The organism is Dawidia soli, from assembly GCF_018598185.1.
GTDB classification, from domain to species: Bacteria; Bacteroidota; Bacteroidia; order Cytophagales; family Cyclobacteriaceae; genus Ohtaekwangia; species Ohtaekwangia soli.
Genome location: NZ_JAHESC010000028.1, coordinates 95,500 through 103,948 on the forward strand (window position 1 = coordinate 95,500; position 8,449 = coordinate 103,948).

The window sequence follows — 8,449 nt, forward strand, 5'->3', positions numbered from 1 at the left end:
CCGACTATTCCTGGCGAAGCAGGAGCACGGGATTAACCTGCGCAGCACGGTATACCCGTGTTCCTGCCAGCGCCAGCGCGACGGAAAGCATGACACCGCTCGTAATCAGTACCGTCATTCCACCGGGTGATCGATGATAGAACCACAACAACCGCATCACCCATCCCACCACGCTTATCGCCGCCGCGATACCGGTGGCAGTCGCCAGCAGCAGGATCAGCGCAAACTCCCGGTGTGTAGACCACATCACCTGGGATGTCGTAGCACCCAATACCTTTCGGATGCCCACTTCCTTGGTACGCCGCACGATGTTCAGCGAGATCGTAGCGTATAGCCCCGCAACGGACAACAGGATTGCCGTAATAGCCAGGAACGAAAAGATATAGGTGACATTGCGATTGATCTCCCCCGACACGCGCATCAGCTCGTTCATGGCCGCCCCGCGGTAAGGCGTATGGGGGAAAAGAGCATGCCAGATCCCCGGAAGCGCGTCACCGACCTGTGCTGCTTGTTCAGGGCGGGCACGCACCAGCATGCGGTCATACGCACGCGCATCGGTCAACCGCAGCACCATCGGCCGACGCGGATGAAAGGTACCCCGGTTATAAATATCCGCCATCACACCGACGACGCGTACGGGTACCGTGTCGCGCAGCATCAGGCGTTGCTCCAGGGGAGTTTTCAAGTCCAGTGCCTGTATCAGATCCTCCGTGATAATGACGGCATCATGCTTATCGCCGGGCAGGAAGTCGCGCCCCTGTAACAGCCGAAGGCCCATGAGCGATGCATAGTCGGCGCCGACATCCAGTACATCCACCTGCGCCGACTGCACAGGTGTCGCCAGCGACATGCTGGTAGACGACGCGAGAATATGGTCATGGGTTCCGCTTACCTGTTCGATTGCCGGGTGCTGTTCCAGCGCCTGCCGCAGCCGTGCGAAGCTAAGCGAATCGGGCATGCCGAGTACAAATATATCGTCGTGCCGGAAACCCAGCGCGAAGTGGCGCTGGTAACGCGCGTTTTGATAAAATGCCACCGAAAAGAAGATCGCCAGCACAGAAGCCGCGAACTGCAATCCCAGCAGCAGCTTGTTGAAATAACTGATATTGCCGACCTCGACCGTGCCCTTCAGGATCTCTCCCGGCTGAAAACGACTGATATAATACGCGGGATATATACCCGAAACAACACCCGTCATCACCACGACAACCGCCATAAACAGCAGGATATCGAAGTTGCTCCCCAGGCTCAGCTCCAGCCGCAGGAAGGGCCACAGCTCGTTCCAGCCCGCCATCATCAGGTCACAGACCGGCAGGGCCAGCAACACCGCCAGGAAGCAAATCAACACAGCCTCCCCCATGAACTGGGCCATCAGTTGCCCGCGGCTGCCGCCGATCACCTTGCGCAACCCTATTTCTTTCAAGCGACGTGCCGCCAGTGCCACCAGCGTGTTGGTCAGATTAAAACAGGCGATCAGCAGGATCAGGATCGACATCACCACCAGGGCGAGCACGATAGGCAACGGCGTGGCACCACGCGTATAGGTACCCGGTAATATATGAGCAGCATCGCGTTGCGCCATGCTATCGAATGGGTCCAGGTGAAACGAAACCGGCGGGCGCTCCTGCCCCTTGCCCAGGATCGCGGCATAGGCCTGCAGCTCCCGCTCAACGGTCTTGATCATGCCGGCATTCTCTACTGTAATAAACAGGTTGTTGTCGAGCCCGCGCGGCGTTCCCTCCTGGCCTGCGGGTTGTATAAACTGGTTATATGAAACAAATGCATCGAACTGGAAGCTCGACGTAGCCGGCAGCGCGCGAAAAACACCCGCCACCTCGTAGGCACGCAGCGCGCCCGAAGGCAGTACCTGCTCGATCGTCTTGCCGATCGCCTCCGTCGTCTGGAAAAACTTTTGCGCCAGCTCCTCCGATATAAATATTGCCGCCGGTTGTTGCATGCCGCGCGGGCTCCCCGCGATAAGCTCCAGGGGAAATAGCGAAAGGAATTCCGGGTCAACGTACCCGACCATGTCGTCAAACAACCGGTCCCCCACCATCAAACCCGACAAGTCGGTAGCGTACCGGATGATCTTGCCCTTAAAGCGATCGTTCTCACGTAACATATCCCCCAACGGCTCCGGCGCAGAAGCATACTCCACCACATCCCCACTCGACTGCCGCAACGTATTCACCCGGTATAACACACGCCGCGCCTCATGGTGCTCGCGGTCAAACACCAGGTTCTTCTTCCAGACCAGGTAAGCAATGATACTACAAGCAACTGCGATGGCCAGGCCACCCACATTGATGCCAACAAAAACGCGGTTACGGAACAAATTCCGAAACGAAATAAGCATGTAGTTGCACAGGATCATATAAGCGTAGCCCGATGGTTGACCTCCTGAAAAGCCAACGGCATGCCAGGAGAAAGATCCTCGAAAATAGCGCTTTTTACGCTAAACACCGTCCAGTTCCGCTGCACAATGTCCGCCTACGGACACGTAATGCCGGCCTTTCCTGGCCCTTGATCGCGTCGTGACGGCATCCGCCAGTCGTCGCAGGTCTCGCGGCAGCGTATATAAAGACGTTGCTTACCGTACAAGATACTCCGGTTTAAGCCGCACCTGTACGGCGGCAAACGTTAGCTTATTATCCGCTTACACATCCGATAAAAAAACGTACTGCAAGAAATGGTCACGGCTAAATATACCATCACGGCTGTGCAGAAGCATATCCTTTCACCAACGACCGTTAACAAATTAAAGCTGTATTTGTTCCCCTGTTCGTTGATATTTTATACCTACTCCTTTTATGTTATGAGCAGTCATACGCATCAAAAAAGTATTTTTTACTATAGCTGTACGCACGACACACGTGTGCAAGGACTAACGGGCCATAACTTCGATGGTAGAACATATTTCCCCGGTGAGTGCCGCACGTATTCTTGTACCGTAACACATCTTACCGTAGCTTTGCTCTCGCTTACCTGTGTGGTGCAGATCTAATTGATTCTTATGATCATATTTGACCGTACACCCGCAACGTACCAGGAAGGTTGGGCTATTATCAAACAACTTCTCGAGAAATGGCACCAGGTGACACTCGACTGGAATGAAGCCGACCACCGTCTTATCGTAGCCGACCTCGAAGAAAAATCAAGCGCATCGTTGCCCCCGTCGCTCCGGCAATGGATCTACCTGAATGAGACCATGATCAAATCCGGCCAGTGGCTGTTGCGTGATTTCCATGACATCAACTATCGCACCGACATCGATGCTGTCACACTCATGATCCAGGGCGAAGAAGATTACTACTGGGCCGTCAAACGCGAACACCTCACGCAACCCGACCCGCCCGTCGACGGCTATAGCATCGACTACCAGGGCCGTGTACAATGGGACAAACCTGTAAGCCCTACGTTAACGGAGTTCCTGATCACATACCTGCTCGACTATCACATGATGTTCGAAGGCACCGGCGGCTACAACGCCACCGTCGCCGACAAGGCAGCCTTGATCGAAGCCTTCACGGCCGGTCTACCGCACACCGTCGTCATCGGCGGCTACCACATCTTCGAGTCCGAGCACGTACTGGCCTTCATCCAGGATGCCTTCAGCGACCGTACCAAAGCCGACCTCAGCGTACACTACAGCGGCTCCCCCGATCACCTCCCCGACTGCATCCGAAACAACTTCCGCCACCAGGGCAGCTACTACGGCCCCGCGATCACAAAAAAAGAGCAAGTATAATTGCCCCAGCGAACACACGCGCAATGCCACGGGTGGCGCAAGGTACCGTCATAAAAAAAAATCGTCGGCCTAAAATTGCCGACGATTTTAATGGCACAACGATATTTACATAGTCCGGATCAGCACCGAAAGGGGCGTAACATATCAGCCCAGGCTAAAGGCCTGGGGTAATAGTGCGGGTACAGGCATTTAGCCCTGAAGGGGCGTAACACGGCGGCTGAAGCGTAGATCATATATCGAACCTGAAAGGAAGCAACAAATCAGCCCGCTGCACACCGAGCGACCGGCCGGCATTAACCCAGCCTGCCTGCCGGACCCAGCGCAGGTACGAACCTATATTATTTCTTTCCAAGTCCCTTCAAAAAATCTTCCTCATACCCCACAACCGTCTTTTCAATAACCCCCTTCTCGTCAATCAGAAAAAAAGTCGGATACGCCCACACGCCATACATCGCCCCCACGGCGCGCGCATCGGCCACCACCGGAAAAGAAATGTGACTCTTCTGCGCATAGCTCGCCACACGATCGGCCTTGTCGACAGGATTGATATAAACCGCCACCATATCGTCCGGCAGCACAAAATCCTTACGATTCATGTAATCTATCGCCAGCTTACAATACCCGCAGTTGATCGTAGAAAAATTCAAGAGCACCTTTTTCCCCCGCAGCAACTGCAGGTCCACGGGCTTACCTTGCAGATCCGCCAGCTGAAATACCGGCGCTTCTATGCCGGCTTGCAACACCTGTGGTCCTTGGGTTGCACCCGACACCTCAGACGTATACCCTGCAGGCAGCGTATACACCAGCGGCTCTATCTTACGCGACAGCGCATAGTCGGTAAACTTAAACTCGATCCGCTGTCCCCGCTGCCCTTTAAAATAACCCTGCCGCACATACCACTCCGGCAACTTCGACTCTTTCCCGATATAGAGCCACAGCTCGACATACACCCGATTGCCGTTCACCACCGTGTCCAGGTCTATCGTGCGGTATCCGGCCAACGAATGAGCGATCGTGGTATCGCGCACATATTGCCACGAACGGTCCAGCAAGAGAATCGGCGAGTACTTCAGAAAACTGTTCGTAAACGTCCGTATAGCCTTGTCCTCGTCGGGATACAATTCCACCTTCTTTTCATCGTGCACCACCTCCCGGTACGTTCCATCGATATACGTCATATCCCGCTGGCCCTCCTTCGTCACAAAATCATATCGAAACCCCTTCTGTTTCCCCACCACAAACTTACACGCTCCCCGCAGCGTATCCACCTCCCCCACCGGGTTCGGCCAATACGCCGTATACGCATAAGCGATGGAACGCTGTTCTTGTACATGCTTACGACTCATTTCCAAAAGGCCCGAAGCATCCTGGGCATTCCCCAGAACGGTCATCAACAAAAGAAGAATGGCAAGAACACAATGCATAGGATGTTTCATATCAGATACCTTACAGATGCTGAAGCACACCGATTAGTTTTAGCCCAGCCAAAAAAAGATCGGCATGAGCACATTTCATATAACAGAGCCTGGGTAACCACACAGACGAATTCTACGAGCTGTCTCAAAAGTCTCTTCCTGAAAAAATGCCCATAGACAATTTGTCTATAGGGCATTTCATTTAGTGATTTAGTTCTTAATTTGGTTTAACCATATGTTAGCGATATAGTGTATGGCGTCACGAAATCAAAATGACTTCTGAGACAGCCTCTATGTATTCGATTATACCGTAGTCCCAGATCTGCAGCCCGCGCTGATATGTCATGCCCTTCAGGGCTAAAGTCTGATTGCTACTCTCCGTTTTCTTTCATCCCAATCAGCCCTGAAAGGGCGCAACACAATAGCCCAGGCAGGAGCGCCAGCGAGGGCCTGGGCTACGATACCAAACAATACAGTAGCCCTGAAAGGGCGTAACAAATTCAAGGCACGAACATAAGCTATTGCTGACGATTGTACTCGTTACAGATTTGTACTGACACGCGTCACAACGCCAGCTTCCTCACATGACTCTCATCCGTCAACCCAAACTCCACCGCAATGCTCTTCAAACTATACTGCCCGCTCGCGATCCGCTTCCGGATCAACCCACCGCGATACTCCCTAATATACTCCCGCAACGTCACCCCCGCATGCCGCTTAAAATACGGCCCGATATAATCCGCCGTCGTATGAAAGTGAGTGGCCATGACCCCGGCCCGGAGCTTCCCCGGCGCATAGATATACTTATGAATATAACAGAACATCGCCTGCATATCGCGCGCGGGCTTCGTTGCCGCGACAAGCTCCGGCAGGTTGCGCTGCAAGATCATCGCCAGCGCCAGCACCTGCGTCCACACAATGGGTTCGGCCCCCGCCACATCCTGTTGCAACGATGACACTACCCCAAAGATCGCATCCACCGTACGCCGGTCCGCCACCGGCAACGTAAACCCCGCCAGGTGCGCGTCCCGCCGCTTGATGAGATACTCCAGCGACTGCACACCGGGTGTCGCCGCGGCCCCCTGCCGGTGTATAAATTGATCGGTGAACTTCAAGTAGATAAAACGCGTGCGCGCCTGCACGTCGAACGCATGCGCCTCTTCCGGCCCCAGCAAAAAGACATCACCCGCCTTATAGGCAATGCGGCCGCCGTCAATGGTATGCCAACCCTTTCCGGACTTGATATAGATCAGCTCGTAATGATTATGATTGTGCACCGGGTGGTGCCACCGCTCCACGGTAAAGTCGGAGATCATCACCGGGGCCAGCTGACGGTAGCGCTTCATAGCGGAAAGATACCAATTCCTGACGGAAATCTACCTCTGTGTCCGTACGGCGCACCGTAGCTTCGCATCATGAAAACAGTCACCCACACAGCCCTCGTGGTCGGCGCCAACGGCGTGATCGGCACGAACCTGATAGAATACCTCGCCACGCTCGGATCGTGGAACATCATCGGCCTCTCGCGCAAAGGCGGTCGGGACAGCGCGCGCGTTCGCCACATCGCCGTCGACCTGCTCGACGCCGCCCGGTGCCGCGAACAGCTGGCAGCGCTCACCGACGTCACACACATCTTTTACGCCGCCTACCAGGATCGCCCCACCTGGGCCGAGCTCGTACCACCCAACCTGGCCATGCTCGTCAACGTGGTGGACGCCATCGAGCCGGTCGCGACAAACCTGCAGCACATCAGCCTGATGCAAGGCTACAAAGTATACGGCGCCCACCTCGGCCCCTTCAAGACACCCGCCAAAGAAAGCGACGCCGGCCACATGCCCCCCGAGTTCAACGTAGACCAGCAACAATTCCTGGAGCAACGCCAGGTGGGCAAACCGTGGACCTGGTCAGCCATCAGACCATCCGTTGTAGGTGGCACCGCGCTGGGCAACCCCATGAACCTGGCGCTGGCCATCGCCGTCTACGCGTCGGTTTCGCGCGCCCTGAACCTGCCGCTGCGCTTTCCCGGCAAACCCGGCGCCTATAATACATTGATGGAGATGACCGACGCAGGCCTGCTGGCAAAAGCGACGGTCTGGGCCGCAACCACACCCGCCTGCGCCAACCAGGCCTTCAACATCACCAACGGAGACCTGTTCCGCTGGAACGACCTCTGGCCCAAACTGGCCGCCTACTTCGGCCTGGAAGCCGCACCACCACTAACCATGCCGTTGCAAACCGTCATGGCCGACAAAGCCCCATTGTGGCAGACCCTGCAAGAAAAAAACGGCCTTGTAAAGCATGATTATACACAACTGTCCGCCTGGCCGTTCGCAGACTTCGTCTTCTCGTGGGACTACGACTTCTTCGCCGACGGCTCCAAAGCCCGCCGCTTCGGCTTCCACGAATACGTCGACACCGAGCAGATGTTCTATCAGCTATTCGACACGCTGCGCCGTGAACGTGTGATCCCGTGAACGACGGTTGTTCTTTCACAATATTCCGGACAACGTATTCCGCTTGATAACTATCTATATACGTTGTATCGCTATGAAAAACGTGTGTTACCGGCGCCGCTGGCTTTGAACGGGCTATAAAAACGTTTTGCACAGTACATAGGTAACTGGTATATTGGTGGTGCTATACTATCCATTCGGCAAGAGCAAGCCGACGGCCGCGCGAAGTGGAACAACGCGTTCAGTGATCTGAACCTGATGGCTACCGGCGGCTGGCGCTGGCGTGCGTCGAGCATCCCGACCATGCTCGCGCTGACCCTGAGCTGGGAGTATTAATAAGAGACCGATTGGCCGATTTTTGAGGAAATACATCCGTACATTGCTGTAAAAACATTTCCCAAAAATTCAAGACCGAGGCCTCTCACCAGGATCCACACACCCCGGAGCTGTCCGGGGCCGCCAGCCGGCATCCTTTCAATCCTTGCCGAATTTCCCCAATCCTACACCCAGCTCCGCATTACAACCGTCCAAGCTCCGGGCATCCGCCTATTCAAAACCTGGTCAAATCCTTCTATAACTAAGAGATAACCCAGTAATAATATACTCATATCCCACTCTATACCCAGACCTATAAAGGTCTGGGTTATGTATTGTTTGTGGATCGATTGTGAAAAAATTATATCTTTTTAAGATTGGGAGTATAGCCAAAGTAGCTACCTTGTTCGTATAAGTATGGATGGAAGTCGTTATGACCCTGACGACGTTGACTAATTATTTCGTTAACTCATGTAACCTAACAGTATGGCATTCTTAGAAGAACTCCAATTCACCGG

General features: G+C 54.5%; 5 protein-coding genes. 2 read left to right on the forward strand and 3 right to left on the reverse strand.

Going from position 1 to position 8,449, the window contains the following annotated elements; all coding sequences use genetic code 11:
- Nucleotides 1-4: 4 nt before the first annotated feature.
- On the reverse strand, nucleotides 5-2,356 hold the full coding sequence (locus tag KK078_RS18780; RefSeq protein ID WP_254091846.1) for an ABC transporter permease: 2,352 nt from the start codon (nucleotides 2,354-2,356) through the stop codon (nucleotides 5-7).
- Between the two features lie 657 nt (nucleotides 2,357-3,013).
- On the opposite strand from KK078_RS18780, the gene KK078_RS18785 reads away from it, so the two are divergent.
- Nucleotides 3,014-3,748: a hypothetical protein gene (locus tag KK078_RS18785; RefSeq protein WP_254091847.1), complete on the forward strand. Its 735-nt coding sequence runs from the start codon at nucleotides 3,014-3,016 to the stop codon at nucleotides 3,746-3,748.
- A gap of 338 nt (nucleotides 3,749-4,086) precedes the next feature.
- Here the strand turns inward: KK078_RS18785 and KK078_RS18790 are convergent, their stop codons facing one another.
- Together KK078_RS18790 and KK078_RS18795 are read right to left on the reverse strand one after the other, a co-directional pair.
- Nucleotides 4,087-5,172: a TlpA disulfide reductase family protein gene (locus tag KK078_RS18790; RefSeq protein ID WP_254091848.1), complete on the reverse strand. Its 1,086-nt coding sequence runs from the start codon at nucleotides 5,170-5,172 to the stop codon at nucleotides 4,087-4,089.
- A 554-nt stretch (nucleotides 5,173-5,726) separates the two neighbouring features.
- Nucleotides 5,727-6,509: an AraC family ligand binding domain-containing protein gene (locus KK078_RS18795; protein WP_254091849.1), complete on the reverse strand. Its 783-nt coding sequence runs from the start codon at nucleotides 6,507-6,509 to the stop codon at nucleotides 5,727-5,729.
- 69 nt (nucleotides 6,510-6,578) lie between these two features.
- On the opposite strand from KK078_RS18795, the gene KK078_RS18800 reads away from it, so the two are divergent.
- Nucleotides 6,579-7,637, forward strand: a complete 1,059-nt coding sequence (locus KK078_RS18800) for an SDR family oxidoreductase (RefSeq protein ID WP_254091850.1) — start codon at nucleotides 6,579-6,581, stop codon at nucleotides 7,635-7,637.
- Nucleotides 7,638-8,449 lie beyond the last annotated feature (812 nt).

Excerpts from the sequence above, each read along its gene's own strand:
- KK078_RS18800 (WP_254091850.1), top strand. The coding sequence starts at position 6,579 with ATGAAAACAGTCACCCACACAGCCCTCGTGGTCGGCGCCAACGGCGTG.
- KK078_RS18795 (WP_254091849.1), bottom strand. The coding sequence starts at position 6,509 with ATGAAGCGCTACCGTCAGCTGGCCCCGGTGATGATCTCCGACTTTACC.
- KK078_RS18785 (WP_254091847.1), top strand. The coding sequence starts at position 3,014 with ATGATCATATTTGACCGTACACCCGCAACGTACCAGGAAGGTTGGGCT.
- KK078_RS18790 (WP_254091848.1), bottom strand. The coding sequence starts at position 5,172 with ATGCATTGTGTTCTTGCCATTCTTCTTTTGTTGATGACCGTTCTGGGG.
- KK078_RS18780 (WP_254091846.1), bottom strand. The coding sequence starts at position 2,356 with ATGCTTATTTCGTTTCGGAATTTGTTCCGTAACCGCGTTTTTGTTGGC.